The sequence below is a fragment of the Williamsia limnetica genome, from assembly GCF_003217475.1.
Lineage (GTDB): Bacteria > Actinomycetota > Actinomycetes > Mycobacteriales > Mycobacteriaceae > Williamsia > Williamsia limnetica.
Map to the genome: position 1 here is coordinate 104246 of NZ_QJSP01000018.1, position 18414 is coordinate 122659.

An 18414-nucleotide genomic window follows, 5' to 3' on the forward strand; every position below is an offset into this window, starting at 1 on the left:
AGAGAATGCCACGCAGCCTCAAGAAGGGCCCGTTCGTCGACGACCACCTGTTGGGCAAGGTCGATGTTCAGAACGAAAAGGGCACCAAGCAGGTCATCAAGACCTGGTCACGTCGTTCCACCATCATTCCGGACTTCATCGGACACACCTTCGCCGTCCATGACGGTCGCAAGCACGTGCCGGTGTTCGTCTCGGAGTCGATGGTCGGTCACAAGCTCGGCGAGTTCGCGCCGACCCGCACCTTCAAAGGTCATATCAAGGACGACCGGAAAGCGAAGCGCCGGTAATCATGAGTACTGAAACAACGAATCCGACCGCCAAGGCGACCGCGAAGTTCGTTCGCGTCACGCCGATGAAGGCGCGTCGTGTCATCGATCTGGTTCGCGGCAAGAACGTGGACGAGGCCCTCGACATCCTGCAGTTCGCTGCGCAGACCGCGAGCGAGCCGGTTGCCAAGGTGCTCGCCAGTGCCGTGGCCAACGCAGAGAACAACCTCGACCTCGACCGTCGCACCCTCGTGGTGGCTCAGGCGTTCGCCGACGAGGGACCGACCATGAAGCGGTTCCGCCCGCGTGCCCAAGGGCGTGCGTTCCGGATCCGTAAGCGGACCAGCCACATCACCGTCGTCGTCGAGAGCATCGCCGACAAGGGTGCGGCCACCAGCCGCAACCGCCGGAAGGGAGCTCAGTAGTGGGCCAGAAGATCAACCCGCACGGCTTCCGTCTCGGTATCACCACGGACTGGAAGTCCCGCTGGTACGCAGACAAGCAGTACGCGGAATACGTGAAAGAGGATGTTGCCATCCGCAAGCTCCTGGCCACCGGCCTCGAGCGCGCCGGCATCGCCAAGGTGGAGATCGAGCGCACCCGTGACCGGGTTCGCGTCGACATCCACACCGCCCGTCCGGGCATCGTCATCGGTCGCCGCGGCGCCGAGGCCGACCGGATCCGTGGCGACCTGGAGAAGCTGACCGGCAAGCAGGTGCAGCTCAACATCCTCGAGGTCAAGAACGCCGAGTCGGAAGCTCAGCTGGTGGCACAGGGTGTCGCAGAGCAGCTCAGCAACCGCGTGGCTTTCCGCCGGGCAATGCGTAAGGCCATCCAGTCGGCCATGCGTCAGCCCAACGTCAAGGGAATCCGGGTCCAGTGCTCGGGTCGCCTCGGCGGTGCGGAGATGAGCCGTAGCGAGTTCTACCGCGAAGGTCGTGTGCCGCTGCACACCCTGCGCGCCGACATCGACTACGGCCTGTACGAGGCCAAGACCACCTTCGGCCGTATCGGCGTGAAGGTCTGGATCTACAAGGGCGACATCGTCGGTGGCAAGCGCGAGGCTCTGTCCTCGGCCGCTGCTCCGGCCGGCGATGACCGTCGTCCGCGTCGCCCCGCACGTCCGAAGCGGAGCGGTTCGTCGGGCACCACAGCGACCAGCACCGAAGCTGGACGTGCGGCCACCGCGACTGCTGATGCACCCGCGGCCGCCGACGCTCCAGCGACTACGCCTGCTCCCGCGCAGGCCGAGAACCAGGAGGGCTGAGGCATGTTGATCCCTCGTCGGGTCAAGCACCGCAAGCAGCACCACCCCAGCCTGAAAGGTCAGGCCACGGGCGGCACCAAGGTGACGTTCGGTGACTACGGCATCCAGGCTCTGGAAGCTGCCTACATCACCAACCGTCAGATCGAGTCAGCTCGTATTGCCATCAACCGGCACATCAAGCGTGGCGGCAAGGTGTGGATCAACATCTTCCCCGACCGCCCGTTGACGAAGAAGCCTGCCGAGACCCGCATGGGTTCCGGTAAGGGTTCGCCCGAGTGGTGGGTTGCCCCGGTCAAGCCCGGTCGCATCCTGTTCGAGATGAGCTACCCCAGTGAGGAGACTGCTCGCGAGGCCCTGCGCCGCGCGCAGCACAAGCTCCCGATCAAGACCCGCATCGTGACCAGAGAGGAGCTGTTCTGATGTCAATCGGAATCGCCGCCGCTGAGCTCCGTGAGCTCAACGACGAAGAACTGGTCGAACGTTTGCGTGAGTCGAAGGAAGAGCTGTTCAACCTTCGGTTCCAGATGGCCACCGGTCAGCTCGACAACAACCGCCGGCTGCGTACCGTGCGTCGCGAAATCGCGCGCGTGTACACCGTCATGCGGGAACGCGAGCTCGGCCTGGCCGCCGGACCTGAAGCAAAGGACGGTGACGACGCATGAGTGAGGACCAGAAGGTGACAGAAACGTCCACCACCGAGGAGCGTGCGCGCCGCAAAGAGCGGATCGGGTACGTCGTCTCGGACAAGATGCAGAAGACCATTGTGGTCGAGCTGGAAGATCGTGTGAAGCACCCGCTTTACGGCAAGATCATCCGCACCACCAGCAAGGTCAAGGCCCACGACGAGAACGAGACCGCCGGTATCGGCGACCGCGTCCGTCTGATGGAGACCCGCCCCACCAGCGCCACCAAGCGCTGGCGTCTGGTCGAGGTCCTCGAGAAGGCCAAGTAGAAGTTCTACACTCAAGCGGCCCGTTCCCTTCACCGGGGGCGGGCCGCTTTTGTTTTCACCACATTCGTCCCCATCTGGTATCACCGAGGGAATATCACCCTCGGCGATCGCAGTAGGGGACGAATCTGGTGTCGACGGCGAGACGAGGCGCTCACCGTCTGCTGAGTTCGAGTACTTCCTCGTCGGACAGCGGAGATGATGGATGAAAGCTCAGGCACATCGGGGTGTTCACCTTCTGGAACGACGCACCATCCGGCGCCACGTAGAACTCCCCGGTGCCGAGTCGGCCGATGTCGTTGATCCGGCTGCCCTTGGCGGAGGCCATCTCGTTTGCGGCGTTGATCTGCACCGGCGTGTTGAGTCGTCCGAAGAACTGGGTTGAGGCGTTGCCGACGATCTTGGCATCGATGCCTTTGGGTGCCTGCGTCGCGAATACAAATCCCAATCCATACTTACGCGCCTGCGATGCGAGTGCAACGGTGCTACGCGTGCACGGCGTGACTCGTCCTGACGGCACCAGGGTCTGGGCTTCGTCCATGACGAACAACGCACCAAGTGGTCGATCGCCGGCCGGGTTCTTCTTGATCCAGGCGAACAGAGCGAGTTCGAGTTGATTGACGAATCCCTGGCGGTTGCCTTCGTCCGGCAGACCGATCAGGCTGATCACCGAGATACGGGCGCGTTTACCGGTAGTCGGGGTGAGCAGGACCGACGGGTCGACAGGTGTGCCGCCGCCGCCCAGCATCGGATTAATGATCATCGCGGCCTTCAAGTTCTCGGCCAGGATGCCCGCGAGTTTTTCGGTGTCGGTGAGTCCGCTCATGTCGTCGGTCATCTCTGACAGCAGGGCGACGTACCCGGCGAGGGATCCGCCGCCGCCGCGGCCGTACAACGCCATGGACCGCTTGAGGATGGCTTCTTGTAAGGCTGCTTTCGCTCCGCTGACCCCCGCATATGGCTTCAGCGCGGACACTGCCGCATCGACAGCCAGATCGAACTCGTCCGGGTTCTCCTGGACGGCGGCGAAGTCGGGGAGTGGTTGGAAGCTCAACGGCCGACCACCGCTGAGTCGTGGCGTCCAGGTGACGGTTTCGACGTTCGCGATGTAGTCGGAGGCTTTGGCGGCATCGTCGCCCGACCATGCTGACGGGGCTTCGGGCCATGCGGTCCCCAGCCGTGCGAGGTCGTTGTTGGGATCGAGGACGATCGCCGAAACACCCTGCAGTGCGCACTCTTCGATGAGCCGGCGGATCATCACCGTCTTCCCGGAACCTGACCCGGCGAAAATGGCGGTGTGTTTGCGGAGGGCCTCGAGCTCGACTGTGGCTTCACGGCCGGAGCGGGCCACTCCGAGGCGGATCGCGGTAGATGCGGGAGTCGGCGTGAGCGCGGGGGTGGGTGGTTGGTCAGGATCGATGACGGGGATCTCTGCGGTGGTCTCTGCCGATACCTCGGCCGACGGCGTCGCGGGTGGCGTGTGCGGCGCGGAAGCTTCCACCGGGGGGCCGGAGGGTGCGACAGGATCGAGCCTCGAGCTCGCCTCGCTGCCGGCATCGCCCAATGCGGCGCTCAGGAAGTCGATGTCATGCGCGGGCTGGCGCTCCTGGAGCCAGGTGTCGAGACCCCCGGGTATCTTCTTCATCATCTCGTTCAGCGCGCTGAGTTTCGAGATGTCGTCGGTCGACAGTGACAGCACCTGTCCGCCGTTGGCGGTGAACTCGCTGACGATCTGCGCAGTCTTGGGACCACCGGGCCAATCGATGTTCCGGAGGATGAACAGTTGGCGGCGCGGGACGTTGGAGTCGAGCCCCGCCTCGATTGCGGCGTTACGCAACCGGGATTGCACGGCAACCGCGTTGGGTGACGAGATGGCGCGGAATGCCCAGTGCTGTTCGTCGTCGATCTCCGAATCAAGCGTCAGCCGAAGCCGTGCATGCAACCGGAACTGACCGCCGACCGGATCGATCTCGAATGCATCAGAGCCCGACTCGATCGCCCAGGCCCGAAGTCCTGCGTTGAGGAGATCCGGGACGACGTCGTCTTCCTTCTTGGGATCCACAACTGGCGCGGTGATCGCGTTGCGGACGTGACGCTGGTAGGTCTCATCGAGATCCCCGGCGGCCGCCTGATTACGGTCGGCGATCTTGGGGCGGTGCGGAGCATCGACAACCGTGGGTGGCTGATCGACCAGCGATTCCAGCTCCGCCACGTCGTCGTTGTCGAGGCAGTCATTGATGTGGCGATCGATCCGCTTGATCAATAGGCGCGCATTGAGCGAGGACGCCTGTCCGAACGCCGCATCTTTGACCGGCCAGGTCGGGTAAGGCGGCGTGAAATCAGTTCTCGCGAGCGCTTTGGTCAGGCGTCGTTCGACGAGCATGCGTGCAAACGCGCCGTCGGGTAGGCCTTCTAAGACGACGTTCGCTCGGAACCGATCCTGGACTGTGCTAGTCGCTTGAGATTCAATGATCGTCCAGATCTTCGGCAGGCACGAGATCACGCACACGGTGCGTAACAGCACCTCGCGCACCGACATCAGACCGTGGGCCAGGAGGTCGATGATCGAACTGGCGTAAGCATCTGTCGCCGTGGCGTCCGTGCTCGAGCGCGATTGTGCGACGAGGGTATCGATCTGGTCGATCGCCAGCACTGAGGGACCGGTGGCGGCCATGAACTCGGAGATGGCGCGGACGGTCTGGTCGTGTGGCATCGCTCGCGGTGGCAGCTGCCACTCGTCCCGATCCGTCGGTTCGATCTCCTCGATGTTGTTCTCCAGGTAAGCGATACCCAGGTCATTGAGGCGAGAGTTCGGCGCTGCGGTGAGTACGAGTGCGCGCAGGGTGGCGTGATGGCTACGGATGAGCGCCGGGAGCGGCTTCCGGAGACCATTGACGAACTCGTCCAAGACTTCCGGGGTGATCGTTGTGTCACCGGAAATCGCGCGACGCGCACTGCGGGTGGTGCCGGCGAGGTCAGCCAGTTTGCGCATGACTTCGTGGAGTTGGGTCTTGTCGACCGGTGGTTCGATCTGCCGGTTCAACGAGTCGAGTAGCGAACTGAGCAACGTCCGCCAGAAGTCACTCGGATCCAGGAGATCTAGCATGACGAAGTAGCCGTCCTGCGCCTGCACATACTCGCGGACCTGCCCGAGCAGATGTGTCTTGCCCGATCCTGCAGGACCCTGCAACACGACACCGAGCGGGCTGGGGCCGCGACTTTCCTCGGCGTCGGCGACAGCACGCTCGATGGAACGCCAGGCCTTCGAATGCAGCCCGTCGACGTGGATGTCGTTGTGAGACACCCAGACATCGTCACGGGTATGGGCGGAGTTGGAGAAGCCGCTACGAGCTGTGGCGAGAGCTTCGAGCGGGGATGTCGGGGTCACACGGTCTCCACGTAGATGAGGTGTTTGTTCTGGCCGCCGATGGACACCGCAGCGGCGCGATCGTCCGGGGTCAGCGACTTCTGGTTCTCTTCTGGGATCAGCGTGATCCCGGGCCGGGTGTACAACGATCTCAGCGCATCGTCGAGCACATCCCGATCGATGTCCCCGAGGGCGGGTCGTAGCCGCCGCAGCGATACCCACGCTCCGGGTTTCGCTGCCAGTGAGCGGTAAGCCTCCACGATGCGGATGTCCACGGCTGGCTCGGACTGCGTGGAAGTTTCGGCTGCGCGTTCGACTGGTTCGTCAGCGGCCACCTGATCGTCTGCCGGTACGAACACGTCAGCCAGTCGCAGGTCACTGGATTGAAGATGGCGTCCGAGTCCGGCCAGCACAGTGAACAGCGCTTTGCCTTGCGGGGTTGTTCCGGCCGGTGGGTTGGTGCCGAGGAGTTCGTTGCATCTGGCCCAGCCGCGATCAGACAGGGCGTGGCGGTGAGGCCGCGCGGACGTGTTGCTCTCGATGAGCCCCAGATCGTTCAGCTTTTTCCGGGACGGAGTGGCACGGAGTTCAGGCCCGCGTTCCTTGATCTCGGCGTTGGTGAGGCCACGTGCTTCAGCCATCAAGACGAGTAAGACGATCATCTCCGTACCGGTGAGGTCCGAAGTGGTCACGGGAGCTCCTTTGCAGCCAAGCGGTCAGAACGCAGCTTCTCGATTATGGCTGCAACTCGGGGGGTGTCGCTCAGTACCTGTTCGTTGGTGAACCGGACGACCATGTAGCCGACGAGTTGGAGGGCGACGTCGCGGCGACGATCATCCGCGTATTTGCCGGCGGTTCGGTGGTCGGCGCCATCGATTTCCACAACGAGCGACGCCTCCGGCCACACGAGATCCGCTCGGACGTACGGCTCGAGATCGCCGGTCGGCACCGTTTGGTTCCACTGGCGGCCATCGGCCCATTGCAGGCGGGCGAGGTGCGATTCGAGTTTCGACTCCGCCGCGCTCGCCGGTTGCGGCCGTCCTGCGAGGGGAGGAAAGGTGACCGTAGAAAGCGTCCATAGGGGTTCGGCTGCGTCCGGGGCATTGCCGAGTTCGACGTCGAGAATCGGGTACCGGTCCAGTGGAGACATGATGTCGTCGAGAAGCCAGATGCCGACATGACTGCCGAGCCAGTCGCAGGCGGCGGCGAGGTGCTGTTGACTGGCTGGGGAGAGGGTGGCTGCCGGGTAGAGCGCGAGCACGACGGACTTTCGCGCGAAGCTGTCAGAGATCACCCGCACGAGTCCGGCCATCCGAGTGGCCGAGGAGTACCTGCGCGACAGATCCACCGATTCGCCGCCGCCGTGGGCTGCAACCGCATTGGTGGTCAGATCGACGAGAAACGGGCGATAGTGGGGTGTCGATGCTGCCATCGTCGCGGCCAGAGATCTGGCCGCGACCCTGTCGATCGTGCTTCGCCCCGGCGACACCTCTGCGCGCGGGAGCCAGGCCGGATAGAAGTCGTAGGCAGTGCGTTCGAGGTGACCGAGCAGAGTCTCGATCACCTGGGCAGCGCCGCTCACCTGGTCGACTCGGATCAGCAAGACAGCGGGTGCCTCGTCGGGAAGATCGTCGAGTGCCAATGCGATGTCGGTCGAGCCGACAACGGTCAGCGCTACGATGCCCGAGTAGGGCAAAGCCGACCAGTCCATGTGGAAAACCTACTCGTCTGCGATGTCGCCGCATGTCGTCATCTGATCGATCTACATATCGCCGGGCGGCAGGCAGACTGGTGACGGCCAGTCTGCCCTTGGTCGTCTCCTCGTCTCGACCACCCGAAAGGCTCCGCTGATGACCGATCCTTACGACCCGACACAGAGCTATCGCCCAGACCTGAACAAAGGCGGGAGCAGCGGTCAGGACAGCAGTGGTGACGACACCGCCATGGGCTACGGAAGCGGTGCCTACGACAACGGTGCCTACGACAACGGCAGCTACCCTCCGCAGGCCTACCCACCGCCGCCCGTGTACGGCCAGACCTACGATCCTTACGGCAGCCAGTATCCCGTGGCCGGACCTGCCTACGGACCCCCGAACCAGCATTTCGCGGCTCCACCGTTCGGACAGCAGGGCTACCCCCAACAGTTCCCGACGGCCGGGCAACGCACCAACGGACTCGCCATCGCTGCGCTCGTCTGCGGACTGCTGCCCTTCTTCTGCGTCACGTCGATCATCGCAATCATCCTCGGGCACATCGGGCTCAACCAGGTCAAGAACAGTGGTGGGGTCGAGACCGGTGAGGGGCTGGCCCTGGCGGGGCTCATCTTGGGTTACGTCTTTGTCGCCGGCTGGGTGCTGTACTTCTTCATCTCGATCGCTGTCGCGGCAGGCAGCAGCTGATCGGCACGTCGTAGTGATCAAATGACGCCCTGAGCGGTAAGATTCGTTCAGGGTTGGGCAGATCTGTCCGTGGTTGACGCTGCGGAGAGCTACCCGAAGGGTGTTCGATCAGATGACCGATATTCATGTGCCACAACCGCAAAGCCGGTATGGCCGCCACAGATCTGCGCTGATCGACTCCTCGATTTGCCGCTGGCGGATGCCATGAGCGCCGTCCGCGCCACCCCTCCAGTACGCCAGGGCCTCGGCCACAAAGGCGAAGCACGTCGATCACGAGCCGTGGACGCGGCGCACGTACGGTTCGCCGATGCTGACGAGATCCGGCGTTGGGACGAGCTGATTCTGCTCAGTCCCGATGAGGGCAACGTCTATCGCGGGAGCGACAACATCGCCGGCATGGTCTTGGGTGGGGCAACCCCCGTCTACCTGATCGTCGGTGGCTCTGCGGTGACCGCCTTCCGAGTGAACGTCCCTGTCGCCGGCGCGTTGTGGATTCTGTTCGGCCCTCCGGTCGCCGGCGTGCACGAGTTGATCCGCGCAGCGCGTGCGGTGGCTGCCTTCGCGGCGGACCATGACATCACCGCGGTGCGGGTCAGAACCCAACTGAGGGCGAATCCCGAGGACGCGAAGACGCTTCGGGCGCAGGGACTTGTGCGGGTGCCCACCTGGCTGGACGACAGCACGGTCCTGGTCGACCTTCGTGGTTCTGAATCTGACGTACAGGCCCGGTTCAAGAAAAGGGCCCGGAAATCAATTCGACGCGCTGCCCAGGAAGGTGTCACCGTCGACCTTGTCCCGGCGACCGACGACAACTGTCGCATCCTGTACGAGATGCTCGACGCGACCAGCGGTGGCCGTTTCAGGATTCCCAGCCTGGCGACGTCCACGGCCGTGTTCCAGCGGTACGAGCAGTCCGGGCGCGGGCAGCTGTTCCTGGCGCGCCATCGCGGCGAGGTGGTGGTCGGTGCCTTCGTCACGATGTTCGGGACGACCGCGTTGTATTTCGGTGCGGGGTCGGTGAGAAAACGGCCGGGTGATCCCACGGTGTGCGGGCTGGGTGGGAGCCGTGCAGCTTATGCGCTGCAGTGGGAGATCATGCGCTGGGCCCGAGACCAGGGATGCGAGTGGTACGACCTCGACGGCACGCCCTCGTCGTCGACGATCACCGACGAATCCCACCAGCGTCACGGTGTCGGCCAGTTCAAGACAGCGTTCAGCGAAGAGATCACCGACTACCTGGGTGCCTATCAAATCGCTGTGCGACCGCGGCGCGCGTGGGCTATACGGCAAATGGAGAACTGCTCGGGACGCATCGACCAGTCACCGCTGTTGAACCGCATACGACGGCGCCCGGTGCGACCGAACCCGGACTATGTGTGGCTCTACCGGAGGCGCCGGCGCCGGGCGGTGTGATCAGTTGCCGCCGATGACGAGCGGCAGCAGAATCCACGGACGCTCGGTGAGCCACTCGATGGCCGCGAGCAGATCGGTGAGATCGTCGCTGCCCGAGTCGGTGTCGAGTAGCGGGTCGTCGGAGTCGGCAGGTGTGCCGTGGGCGTCGGTGTTGGGTGAGGGTTCGTCGCAGACGATCATCGTGTTGTTCGCCTCGCCCCACGCCTGCTCGAACTCGTCGAGGGGAACCTCCATGCGGTCACCGTCCGGGTGTCCCGGATCGCTCAGGTAGACGACACCCTTCTCGTGGTCGATCTCGCTGATGACCACGCAGTGGTCGCCGCCTTGATCCCGTCCGGTGGCCTCGTCTGTCGCTTCTTGCTCAGGATCCCAGTACTCACCGGAATCGACGTAGAGCATCACGCCCCGGCCCTCGTCGAGTGCGCGAGAGAGGTCGTCCATGTTCCCGGTTTCGACGGTGGCGGGAATCCCGTTCTGTTCCAGCAGCTCTGCGGCTGCGTAGATGGACATGCCGTTGTTGATCTCACCGTCCACGAAGTAGCCGTTCTCCTGCGACATCTCGACGAAGGCCTCCTCGCTCTGGATGTCCTCGCCGGTGTACTCGGCGACGATCTGCGCGACACTCGCCGGAACGCAGGTGCCGTTTTCGGCCTGGAGGAACCAGTGGTCGGAGTACTCGTCGGAGTCGCCGGCGCTGTGGTCGGGTTCGGGCTCGGCGGAGGAGTCGTCGATGTCAGGAATGATCGTGATGTCCAGGCCGGACCAGCCTGCCTGCGCTGTACTGTCCTGATCCTCGAACGCACCGGCCTCGTCTGGGACCGAGACCGCCTCGTGCACGCTGAAATCGGCTCCGGCGTCCATGGTCGTATTCCTTCTCTCATGCGGTTGGTCTCGATGAGAGTCGCCTGCGCCCACAATTGTTCCCAGGCACTTCACAGACATGCCAAGGCAGGCGGTAAGAAATCATCTCTAACGTTGAGTGCAGTCGGCTACCAGATGTGGCCGATGTCATCGAAGGAGTGGACACGTGGAGGTTAGGAAGGCTATCGCGGCGGCGGCCGTCACCGGCGGAATCAGCTTGGCGGCGTTGGGAATCGGAACCGGAACCGCTACGGCAGATGTCACTGCAGCGCCCGGGCGAGCGGCGGTCGGCCAGACGTCGCAGGTCGCTCCAGCACTCGGCGCGGTGAAGAGACCCGATCTCGAGACGTTCGATTACCGCGGCCACCAGGTGACCCCGACCTTCGACGAACGGAAACAGGGCTGGGGCTTCTGGTTCTTCGGTCTATGGGTGCCCGTGGTGCTCTGACCTTGTAGGGCCCGCCATGGTTGTGGTGGTCACGCTCTGCGTCAGCACCAGCGGCTCACCGTCGGTGATGGCAATGGTGTGCTCGCTGTGGGCGGTTCGGGATCCGTCGGCAGAGCGAATGGTCCACCCGTCGTCGTCGTAGACGATCTTGTCGGTGGTGCGGGCAAGCCAGGGTTCGAGCGCGAGGGTCAGCCCGGGTTTGAGTTTGAGGCCTCGACCAGCACGTCCGGTGTTGGAGACGTGCGGGTCTTCATGCATGGTGCGGCCCAACCCGTGTCCGCCGAACTCGGTGTTGACCGGGTATCCGTAGTCGGCGGCAACCGCGCCGATCGCGGCGGAGATGTCGCCGACGCGGTTGCCGGACACCGATGCGGCGATGCCGGCTGCGAGAGCGCGTTCGGTGGCCTCGATGAGACGTTCGTCCTTGGGGCGAGGGGTGCCGACGATGATGCTGCGTGCGGAGTCTGCGACCCACCCATCGATCGACACTGCGATGTCCATGGTGAGCAGGTCCGAATCGCGAAGCACATAGTCGTGCGGGAGTCCATGCAGCACAGCGTCGTTCACCGACAAGCAAATGACGTTCCGGAAAGGGCCTCGCCCGAATGATGGTGAGTAGTCCCAGTAACACGATTGCGCGCCGCGGTCTTCGATCAACCGCCGGGCGCGGTGTTCCAGGTCGAGCAGATTCACCCCAGGTTTCGCCAGTCGGGTGAGGTCGTCGAGCAGTCCGGCGATGAATTCACCGGTGACCCGCAACGCTTCGATCTCCGCTGGTGTCTTCAGTTCAAGCACGATCAGTCCTTTCCGGCCGGCCGAGGCGCCGGTATTTAAATACCACCGTAGCCGACGAGTGCGGTATTTTCATACCGCCAAGTCGACGGCGACGATGAGTGAAATAAATCGGACCGCGGTCCGGTTAAACCGGGTGTAGCTTCCAACCTCAGGAGGTAGGCATCATGCAATTCGGAATCTTCACCGTCGGTGACGTCACCGTCGACCCAACAACCGGCCTCGAGCCCACCGAGAACGAACGCATCAAAGCGATGGTCGCGCTGGCCAAGAAAGCCGAGGACATCGGCCTCGATGTGTTCGCCACCGGCGAGCACCACAACAAGCCATTCGTACCCTCCTCGCCGACCACCATGCTCAGCTACATCGCCGCGCAGACCGAGACCCTGCAGTTGTCGACGTCGACGACGCTGATCACCACGAACGATCCCGTGAAGATCGCCGAAGACTTCGCAATGCTGCAGCACCTAGCCGACGGCCGCGTCGATCTCATGCTCGGCCGCGGCAACACCGGACCGGTCTACCCGTGGTTCGGCAAGGACATCCGCCAGGGCATCCCACTGGCCATCGAGAACTATCACCTCCTCCGTAGGTTGTGGCGGGAGGAGAACGTGGACTGGCAGGGTAAGTTCCGTACTCCGCTGACCTCGTTCACCTCGACACCGCGTCCACTCGACGACGAACCTCCGTTCGTCTGGCACGGTTCCATTCGTAGCCCGGAGATCGCGGAGCAGGCCGCCTACTACGGTGACGGCTTCTTCGCCAACCACATCTTCTGGCCCACAGAGCATTACAAGCAGTTGATCGGCTTCTATCGGGAGCGTTTCGAGCACTATGGCCACGGCACCGCCTCCCAGGCGATCGTCGGTCTCGGTGGTCAGTTCTTCATCCGGCCGAAGTCACAGGACGCGGTCGACGAGTTCCGGCCCTACTTCGACAACGCACCGGTGTACGGACACGGGCCCTCGCTGGAAGAGTTCACGGAACAAACCCCGCTGACCGTCGGGAGTCCACAGGAGTTCGTCGACAAGACCCTCCGGTTCCGCGAGAACTTCGGTGACTATCAGCGTCAGCTGTTCCTGGTCGATCACGCCGGATTGCCGCTGAAGACGGCTCTGGAGCAACTCGATCTGCTCGGTGAGGTGCTGCCGGATCTGCGCGCGGGATTCGCAGAGGGTCGCCCGACGGACGTCCCCGACGCCCCGACTCACGCATCGCTGGTCGCTGCTCGATCGCACGCCGACGTCAAGGCGGTCAGCCGATGAGTGTTCGTCGTGTCGCAGTGATCAGTGCCGGTATGAGCGAGCCGTCGTCGACGCGGCTGCTGGCCGATCGGCTCGGCAATTCTGTTCGGCAACAGCTCAACTCGGTCGAGGTGGACGTCATCGACTTGCGAGATATCGCGGTGGACGTGGCTCGGAGCATGCTCGGTGGATTCGCTGTGGGTGGGGCCCGGGACGCAGTTCGGGCGGTCGAGGAGGCGGACGCGGTGATCGCTGCGACCCCCGTCTTCAATGCGTCGTACAGCGGACTGTTCAAGTCCTTCTTCGACATCGTCGACAAGGACACGTTCGTGGGCAAACCGGTGCTGATAGCCGCCACGGGCGGCAGTCCGCGGCATTCGATGGTGCTCGATCACGCGTTGCGACCGCTCTTCGCCTACCTGCGCGCGGTGGTAGTGCCCACGGGGGTCTACGCGGCGTCGGAGCACTGGGCGGCCGGGTCTGGCGACACGGCCACGTTGGCCGATCGAGTCGAGCGGGCGACCGGCGAACTGGCCGCATTGCTGGGTGGGCGCTCTCGACGACCCGAGCCGGTCGACGAGGACGAGGCCGGAATCAGCAACTTCGCTCGACTGCTGGGTGATTCGCTCTCTCAGAATTGAGTGGGCGGGTCAAGTCTGCGGACACCATGTCGGGTCTTCGACCGATATCTGCGGGCAACTTCGGGCCAGATTTCCTCGAACACGGGTACATCGGCGGACCTGCGGTAACAATGCTCCTGGGAGTCGCGACTGACCAACTCCTCACCGCCCGCGGTGAGAGGAAAATTGGGATCGGTAGCCGAGGGTGCGGTTTGTACTTCTCTCATGACGGCGCCACTGAGGCGACGCATCAACGAAAGGGAAGACCAATGAAACGAGTCCTCGCAGCCACCGTCGGACTGATCGCAGCAGTCGGGATCTTGTCGGCCTGTTCCGATGACGGCAGCAGCAGTGACAGCAGCCCCGCCGCCACCCCGGCCGCGAGCACCGCACAGACCGGTGGCACCGAGATCTCCACCACCGGCAACACCGAGGTCAAGGTGGAGGGCAAGGATCTCGCCGGTGTCGATCTCGATTCGGTCACCTGCGTCAAGCAGGCCGGCAAGATCAATGTGGCCAGCGGATCGTCGGGCGGCCAGCAAGGTGTGGCGGTCGTGATGACCGACGAGGCCACGCCCAAGGTGGAGTCGCTGGGGCTGGTCGTCGACGGCAGCGCTCTCGCCGTCTCCAACAGCATGGGCATGGCAGTCGGTTCGGCCGAGGTGTCCGTCGACGGCGACACCTACACGATCACCGGCGAGGCCGAAGGCGCGGACATGAAGAACCCGACCGCGGGAATGGTGAAGAAAGAGTTCACCATCAAGGTCACCTGCAACTGAGATACTGAAGTCAACGGAAGCGGCGGGCGCCCAGTGCGCCCGCCGCTTCCGGCGTTCATCGTCCTCACCTGCTTGTTGTCCCCGCCTGCTTGTTGTCCCCAGTTCGCGACTGTCCATAGGATGCCCCCATGTCGGTTCCCGGTGAGCTCGAACGTGCACGCCAGTTGGCGTTCGCCGATGATCACGCGGGCGCGCAGTCCCTGCTGCTGTCTTTGATGCCGCAGATCGTGGCATTGGACCGGGACGACCTGGCGCTCGAAGTGTTCGCACAGCTGGGGGAGGTGTACCTCGTCCGAAGTGCTTACGACGGTGTCGCAGAATGTGTTCGACGCATTCGCGACTGTGTGTCGGTGTACGTACAGATCGCCGCAGATCCGTCTTCGAAGGATGCCGCGCTGGTGACGCTACCTCCTGACGTCGTCGACGAGATGGTCATCCGGTACACCCGGCGCGCAGATCACCTCGAGATCGGGCTCGCCGCAGCGGCCGGCGACCACGAGGCAGCGGCCGCGGGTCTGGCGGATCTGATCGCGGAGAGTGATGCGGGGGTCGCGCCGTCCGTAGTCGAGGAGGCCCTCGAACTCGTCATGCGGGCGCGTATCACCTGTGCTGTGGCCCTCGCCGATGACGACGACCATGTCGGGGCGGAACCGTTGTGGGATGCGGTGCTGACCGTACTCGACGAGGGAGAGCAGAGCGCCCGGTCAGACCACTTGTGGGTCCTCGTCGGGATCGGATACGGGCGGTTCTGTGTCGAAACGGGTCGCCTGCAGGAAGCGGAGCCCCATCTTCGTCGGGCAGGTGCACGGGCGGAGCGTCGGGGATGGGAATTGGCATCGGCCCGAGTGCTGTTGGAGCGGTCCGCAGCGGCGTGGTCGCGATCGGATGCCGTGGAAACCGAGCGCCTGATCACGCTTGCCTATCCGGTCATCGCCCGGCATGCGATCGCGCACGATGTCTCGCGATGCTGGCTGTACTTCGGTCTGGTCCGGATGGCGGCGGGCGCACTGGAAGCGGCCGACGAGTGCTGGCAGCACGCCCAGCGGCACTGGGAAGAGCTGGGCCGGCCGCTCCATGTACATCGAATTCTTCTGCAACGCAGCTGGATCGATATCTTTCGCGGTCGCTACACACAGGCGCGGAACACCATCGCCCAGGCCCGGGACATGCTCGACTCCAGTCCGCGTTCGACCTGGCTCCAATACGCTCGACTCGACGATCTGCTGGGGTCCGCCTGGCGTGCGGAAGCGCTGGCGGACATGGGGTTCGATGGTGCCGGCGACCCCGATGAAGGATGGCGCGAGCTGGAGGAGAGGCTGGCCGGAGCCCGTGGAATCGTCGACGCCGCGCCCGGCAGCGACGGGTACGAGCGGGCGATGCCGAAGTTCGAACGTGCCGCGGATCTCAAGGTCCCGGCAGCGTTGGCGGTCGACAGCGTGCGGTACCTACTCGGCGATGCGACGGCTCGCCTGCGTTGGGCGACTGCGGTCTCGGCTCCGGTTCTCGCCGGCGCGTTCGCGGTCGCATGGGAAGGGGGCAATGTGCCGCTGGTGGCAGAGCTCATCGAATATCGTTGCGCGCGCGGTACCTTCAGTGCAGAGCCTAATCCCTCGATGGTTGTGGACTGGGAGGTGACCGCGACCGCACCGACCCCCGCAACGGTTGATGTCGCTACGCCGGCGTTCGCGGCAGGTGCCGCCGCCGGCGCCTCGTCGGCGTTGACGAGGCTCGGTCCGCTCCCGGCGCTGCAGATGGACCCGTCAGGCGAGGCGGTGCTGGCCCGGTACCGCGAACTGGCACAGGAGCGATATGGCCGTGTGATCACGAGCGGCGAGCCGATCTGGGCGACGTGGCCGTGACCGGCCAAATGGACGTCATCTTGTTGCTGAGATTCGCCGATGTGGGAGTGGCCACCTACGGGAGTCTGCGCGTGGTCGGTGATCCGGCCCGAACGGTGACCTGGGTGGTGACGGAACCGCAGTCAGCCGCGGCGGCGGCACTACTTGCCGCGGCGCTACCGGTGCAGTATGGCGATGAGTCGATCGAGGACGCGCTCGGCAGGGCGTTGACGGCCGGACCATTGTCGTCCCCCGACACGGAGTTGCGGTGGTCGTACGAGTTGGGATCTGTGTTGCTCTCCGCACAGGCGTGGGCGCTGCTGTCGGAATGTGTCGCGAACCCGAGGCCGCTGCTGTTCGTCACCCCGACTGCCCGTCTCGCCCAGATACCATTCGCGATGCTCGCAGTGCCCACTGCGTTTCCTGTGGCGACAGAGACGACGTCGGCCGAAGAATCTGACATCCCACAACTCGTGGACATCGACATCACCGAAGTGACCGACGGATATCGTCTGATGGAAATTGCCGATGTCGTGATGGCACCGCCCGTGAATATCGTGCGATCGGCGCGTCGCGCCGCGAAGTGGGACGTGGTGCGCGACAAACCGCCGGTGCTCCTGCTCGACCCCCGTGTGCCGGGTCAACGTCCGGATTCTCCTCTCGGGTCGGTTCTGGGACGCCCATCACCGGCGAACGCAATCACTGCGCACTTCGCAGATCGCGTCGAGTCCCGCTCCGTGATCCCCGACGTCGAGGCTGCGGTGGACTTGTTCCGTCGCAGCGACACCGACCGGATCTGGCTGTCGAGGATGCTGTCGGCCGAGCCGAGTCGGCTGCTGTTCGTAGGACACGCGAGTGCGGCGCCCGGTGACGCCGGGTATGCCGAACGTGCCGCCATCCACCTGGCATGCCAGGACACGATTCCGGGATACGCGGATGCAGTGGGAACGCACCGTCCGTTCACCGCAGCCGATCTCCTGACCGACACGACGGCCTGGCCGATGCCCCCGCGGGTGGCATTGCTGGCCTGTGCATCTGGCAATGACTACCGATTCGACGAAGCGACAGGCATGGTGGCGGCCGTGATCCTGGCAGGGGCAGAGGTTGTCACAGCGACCCTGTGGTCATTGCCCACGACCGCCGGTCACCGCCGATTCCGGGGGGATGCGGCGCTCGCCGACAGCGATCCGATGTCGGAGCTGGTCATTGCGGTCGACACGGCGCATGACGCCGATAATGCGGCTCGGGCAGTGGTCCGATGGCAGCGGTCTCAGATGCGACGGTGGCGGCAAGGGGACCGGGCCGCTCATCCGATCTACTGGGGCGCCCTTGTGACGTTTGTCCGGAGTGGCCGAGAGTCGTAACGGTGCCGGGGAGTCCGCCGTCGACCGTGCCGAAACAGCGACCGACCGTGCCGATCTGACCGTCGACCGTGCCGAAACAGCCGCCGAGCGTGCCGATCTGGATGTCGACCGTGCCGAAACAGCCGCCGACCGTGCCGATCTGACCGTCGACCGTGCCGAAACAGCCGCCGAGCGTGCCCTCTTCGTACGTCACGGGCGATGTCAGACCCTCTTGTTACACTGCCGCCGATGGTGCTTCGCGTGGCGAAAGATGTTGCAAGACAATCAAATAAGTCTTATCGAACATTTGTGCGAACGCGTAAATTGCGGTAGATTTAGGTCATGAACTTTCGGGGGTTGTTCGAACACCTATCAACGATGGCGGCTGATCCACTGCTGCTCGTATCGCTCGACGACGTGGCGTTGTCGGAGGAGACGGTCTACGCATTGCGGGCCAAGAATGTGTTGGACGCATTGCTGTTTCGGTTCACCGCTGATCTCGACAAGCGTGGTGTCGCCAAGACGTTGGGTGCGGATTCGACTGCTGAGCTTCTGCAATCGGTGCAGGTATCGCCAGCCGCTGCGCACCGCTACGTACGGGTCGGTCGCGCCCTCGGGTCCATCCCCTCAGTCGCCGCGTACGCCGTGGACGGGACTCTGTCGGGGGAGCACGTGGACGCCATCGTCAAAGGCCTGCATCACATCGACCGCCGCGACCCGGACCTGTCGGAGTCCGACCGGGACGACTGCGTCCGTGGGTTGTTGACCGAGGCGCGTATCTCGACGCCGGCCGCGGTCATAGAACGCGCCCACGAGATGGCCATCGCC

General features: G+C 64.2%; 20 protein-coding genes. 15 read left to right on the top strand and 5 right to left on the bottom strand.

All coding sequences use genetic code 11. The features are described 5' to 3' along the window. Positions 1-5: 5 nt before the first annotated feature. Genes rpsS through rpsQ form a run of 6 tightly spaced genes read left to right on the top strand, consistent with a single transcriptional unit; the run spans position 6 to position 2485 of the window. A complete protein-coding gene (gene rpsS, locus DFR67_RS24660) occupies positions 6-287 on the top strand; it encodes a 30S ribosomal protein S19 (RefSeq protein WP_084835380.1) in 282 nt (93 codons plus the stop codon). A gap of 2 nt (positions 288-289) precedes the next feature. After that, a complete protein-coding gene (gene rplV, locus DFR67_RS24665; protein WP_110472128.1) occupies positions 290-691 on the top strand; it encodes a 50S ribosomal protein L22 in 402 nt (133 codons plus the stop codon). Further along, complete coding sequence (gene rpsC / locus DFR67_RS24670; RefSeq protein ID WP_110472129.1) at positions 691-1533, top strand: 30S ribosomal protein S3; 843 nt, start codon at positions 691-693, stop codon at positions 1531-1533. The genes rplV and rpsC overlap by 1 nt, the downstream gene beginning before the upstream one ends. A gap of 3 nt (positions 1534-1536) precedes the next feature. Then, on the top strand, positions 1537-1953 hold the full coding sequence (gene rplP, locus DFR67_RS24675; RefSeq protein ID WP_084835383.1) for a 50S ribosomal protein L16: 417 nt from the start codon (positions 1537-1539) through the stop codon (positions 1951-1953). After that, positions 1953-2195 carry a 50S ribosomal protein L29 gene (rpmC, locus tag DFR67_RS24680; RefSeq protein WP_084835384.1) on the top strand — a complete coding sequence of 81 codons (243 nt, stop codon included), beginning with the start codon at positions 1953-1955 and terminating at the stop codon, positions 2193-2195. Before rplP ends, rpmC begins: the two co-directional genes overlap by 1 nt. Next, positions 2192-2485, top strand: a complete 294-nt coding sequence (gene rpsQ / locus DFR67_RS24685; protein WP_023956016.1) for a 30S ribosomal protein S17 — start codon at positions 2192-2194, stop codon at positions 2483-2485. The genes rpmC and rpsQ overlap by 4 nt, the downstream gene beginning before the upstream one ends. 151 nt (positions 2486-2636) lie before the next feature. Here rpsQ and DFR67_RS24690 read toward each other — a convergent pair whose 3' ends face one another. The 3 genes from DFR67_RS24690 to DFR67_RS24700 are packed head-to-tail and all read right to left on the bottom strand — an operon-like array spanning position 2637 to position 7560. Continuing rightward, entirely contained in the window at positions 2637-5870 is a 3234-nt protein-coding gene (locus DFR67_RS24690; protein WP_110472130.1) for an AAA family ATPase, read from the bottom strand. After that, positions 5867-6541 (bottom strand): hypothetical protein, encoded by a 675-nt coding sequence (locus tag DFR67_RS24695; RefSeq protein WP_110472131.1) that lies wholly within the window; start codon positions 6539-6541, stop codon positions 5867-5869. The genes DFR67_RS24690 and DFR67_RS24695 overlap by 4 nt, the downstream gene beginning before the upstream one ends. Beyond that, a complete protein-coding gene (locus DFR67_RS24700; protein ID WP_110472132.1) occupies positions 6538-7560 on the bottom strand; it encodes an endonuclease domain-containing protein in 1023 nt (340 codons plus the stop codon). The genes DFR67_RS24695 and DFR67_RS24700 overlap by 4 nt, the downstream gene beginning before the upstream one ends. 139 nt (positions 7561-7699) lie before the next feature. Here DFR67_RS24700 and DFR67_RS24705 point away from each other — a divergent pair, with 139 nt between their 5' ends. Both DFR67_RS24705 and DFR67_RS24710 read left to right on the top strand, forming a co-directional pair. Beyond that, entirely contained in the window at positions 7700-8248 is a 549-nt protein-coding gene (locus DFR67_RS24705; protein ID WP_110472133.1) for a DUF4190 domain-containing protein, read from the top strand. 204 nt (positions 8249-8452) lie between these two features. Beyond that, positions 8453-9661 carry a lipid II:glycine glycyltransferase FemX gene (locus DFR67_RS24710; RefSeq protein ID WP_110472134.1) on the top strand — a complete coding sequence of 403 codons (1209 nt, stop codon included), beginning with the start codon at positions 8453-8455 and terminating at the stop codon, positions 9659-9661. On the opposite strand, the gene DFR67_RS24715 is transcribed toward DFR67_RS24710, so the two are convergent. Then, positions 9662-10522: a C39 family peptidase gene (locus DFR67_RS24715; protein ID WP_158540031.1), complete on the bottom strand. Its 861-nt coding sequence runs from the start codon at positions 10520-10522 to the stop codon at positions 9662-9664. A gap of 166 nt (positions 10523-10688) precedes the next feature. Between DFR67_RS24715 and DFR67_RS24720 the strand changes: the two genes are divergently transcribed. Then, positions 10689-10970, top strand: coding sequence for a hypothetical protein (locus tag DFR67_RS24720; RefSeq protein ID WP_110472136.1), 282 nt, complete (start codon positions 10689-10691; stop codon positions 10968-10970). Here DFR67_RS24720 and map read toward each other — a convergent pair. Beyond that, positions 10947-11765, bottom strand: a complete 819-nt coding sequence (map, locus tag DFR67_RS24725; RefSeq protein ID WP_110472137.1) for a type I methionyl aminopeptidase — start codon at positions 11763-11765, stop codon at positions 10947-10949. The two genes, DFR67_RS24720 and map, sit on opposite strands and share 24 nt — an antisense overlap. Positions 11766-11929: 164 nt before the next feature. Here map and DFR67_RS24730 point away from each other — a divergent pair, with 164 nt between their 5' ends. From DFR67_RS24730 to DFR67_RS24755, 6 genes are all read left to right on the top strand, one after another. Beyond that, positions 11930-13027, top strand: a complete 1098-nt coding sequence (locus tag DFR67_RS24730) for an LLM class flavin-dependent oxidoreductase (RefSeq protein ID WP_110472138.1) — start codon at positions 11930-11932, stop codon at positions 13025-13027. Next, positions 13024-13647, top strand: coding sequence for an FMN reductase (locus DFR67_RS24735; RefSeq protein ID WP_110472139.1), 624 nt, complete (start codon positions 13024-13026; stop codon positions 13645-13647). Before DFR67_RS24730 ends, DFR67_RS24735 begins: the two co-directional genes overlap by 4 nt. 248 nt (positions 13648-13895) lie before the next feature. Further along, complete coding sequence (locus tag DFR67_RS24740) at positions 13896-14405, top strand: lipoprotein LpqH (RefSeq protein WP_110472140.1); 510 nt, start codon at positions 13896-13898, stop codon at positions 14403-14405. A gap of 128 nt (positions 14406-14533) precedes the next feature. Next, on the top strand, positions 14534-16264 hold the full coding sequence (locus DFR67_RS24745) for a hypothetical protein (protein ID WP_110472141.1): 1731 nt from the start codon (positions 14534-14536) through the stop codon (positions 16262-16264). Between the two features lie 8 nt (positions 16265-16272). Continuing rightward, positions 16273-17607 (top strand): CHAT domain-containing protein, encoded by a 1335-nt coding sequence (locus DFR67_RS24750; protein WP_170135279.1) that lies wholly within the window; start codon positions 16273-16275, stop codon positions 17605-17607. 321 nt (positions 17608-17928) lie between these two features. Further along, positions 17929-18414, top strand: a 486-nt coding sequence (locus DFR67_RS24755; protein ID WP_245938140.1) for a DUF222 domain-containing protein, incomplete at its 3' end; no start/stop codon positions are given.

What these genes read in the sequence shown, in the direction of transcription:
- rpsS (WP_084835380.1), top strand. Translation starts at nt 6, where the DNA reads ATGCCACGCAGCCTCAAGAAGGGCCCGTTCGTCGACGACCACCTGTTG.
- rplV (WP_110472128.1), top strand. Translation starts at nt 290, where the DNA reads ATGAGTACTGAAACAACGAATCCGACCGCCAAGGCGACCGCGAAGTTC.
- rplP (WP_084835383.1), top strand. Translation starts at nt 1,537, where the DNA reads ATGTTGATCCCTCGTCGGGTCAAGCACCGCAAGCAGCACCACCCCAGC.
- rpmC (WP_084835384.1), top strand. Translation starts at nt 1,953, where the DNA reads ATGTCAATCGGAATCGCCGCCGCTGAGCTCCGTGAGCTCAACGACGAA.
- rpsQ (WP_023956016.1), top strand. Translation starts at nt 2,192, where the DNA reads ATGAGTGAGGACCAGAAGGTGACAGAAACGTCCACCACCGAGGAGCGT.
- DFR67_RS24700 (WP_110472132.1), bottom strand. Translation starts at nt 7,560, where the DNA reads ATGGACTGGTCGGCTTTGCCCTACTCGGGCATCGTAGCGCTGACCGTT.
- DFR67_RS24705 (WP_110472133.1), top strand. Translation starts at nt 7,700, where the DNA reads ATGACCGATCCTTACGACCCGACACAGAGCTATCGCCCAGACCTGAAC.
- DFR67_RS24710 (WP_110472134.1), top strand. Translation starts at nt 8,453, where the DNA reads ATGAGCGCCGTCCGCGCCACCCCTCCAGTACGCCAGGGCCTCGGCCAC.
- DFR67_RS24715 (WP_158540031.1), bottom strand. Translation starts at nt 10,522, where the DNA reads ATGGACGCCGGAGCCGATTTCAGCGTGCACGAGGCGGTCTCGGTCCCA.
- DFR67_RS24730 (WP_110472138.1), top strand. Translation starts at nt 11,930, where the DNA reads ATGCAATTCGGAATCTTCACCGTCGGTGACGTCACCGTCGACCCAACA.
- DFR67_RS24735 (WP_110472139.1), top strand. Translation starts at nt 13,024, where the DNA reads ATGAGTGTTCGTCGTGTCGCAGTGATCAGTGCCGGTATGAGCGAGCCG.
- DFR67_RS24740 (WP_110472140.1), top strand. Translation starts at nt 13,896, where the DNA reads ATGAAACGAGTCCTCGCAGCCACCGTCGGACTGATCGCAGCAGTCGGG.
- DFR67_RS24745 (WP_110472141.1), top strand. Translation starts at nt 14,534, where the DNA reads ATGTCGGTTCCCGGTGAGCTCGAACGTGCACGCCAGTTGGCGTTCGCC.
- DFR67_RS24750 (WP_170135279.1), top strand. Translation starts at nt 16,273, where the DNA reads ATGGACGTCATCTTGTTGCTGAGATTCGCCGATGTGGGAGTGGCCACC.